Annotated in this window: 2 pseudogenes; both read right to left on the bottom strand. The window is 56.6% G+C overall.

Annotated features, from left to right (window positions below):
• A pseudogene (locus GJV78_RS23405) lies at positions 1 to 188 on the bottom strand (hypothetical protein); the annotation flags it as partial.
• Positions 172 to 542, bottom strand: a pseudogene (locus GJV78_RS23230) (lipase family protein); the annotation flags it as partial. The pseudogenes GJV78_RS23230 and GJV78_RS23405, both read right to left, overlap by 17 nt.

Genomic DNA, 542 nt, shown 5'->3' with positions numbered 1-542 from the left:
GTCTCTGAGCGGTAAAGCACATCCAGCGGTAACGCTTCCGTTTCCGGCGGTAGTTTCACCGCCACCGTCACCCACTCCGTACTGGCCGGAGGGTTCAGGGCATAATCCGGGCGGCCCGCACAGCCACTCAGAGGTAACAGAACCAGCAGTGGCAGCAGCTCTGCCAGTGATTTAGCGTGTCGATTCAACTTCTTCCTCCGCAACCGATTTAAAACGGGTCAGGGCATTCTCACCGCCCGGCAGCTTCCGGGTAACCGTCAGCGAACTGCCCACCCTATCCTGCAGGGCCAGGAACATCCGGTTACGCTTCAGTTCTTCTGCCGGTGAGTCTTTCCCGTATGTATCCATCTGCTCCCGGAAATTTTTACGGGACGTTTTCCGGCTCAGCTTCAGCTCCGGCCATGCCGATTCCAGAAGCTGGTTGTTCAGAAACGGCAGATACTCTTTTGCCATCGAGTGCTGGCCCGGGCTGGTCATATAGTCAAAGTTCGGATTGGTATTCCGGGGGAAAATCTTCCGGATATCCTCGGCCGGAAACTCAC

Origin of the sequence: Intestinirhabdus alba, assembly GCF_009711095.1 — a bacterium.
In the GTDB taxonomy this organism is placed as follows: Bacteria; Pseudomonadota; Gammaproteobacteria; order Enterobacterales; family Enterobacteriaceae; genus Intestinirhabdus; species Intestinirhabdus alba.
The sequence above is the reverse complement of the archived record's forward strand: the minus strand, read 5'-3'. Positions and strand labels throughout refer to the sequence as shown.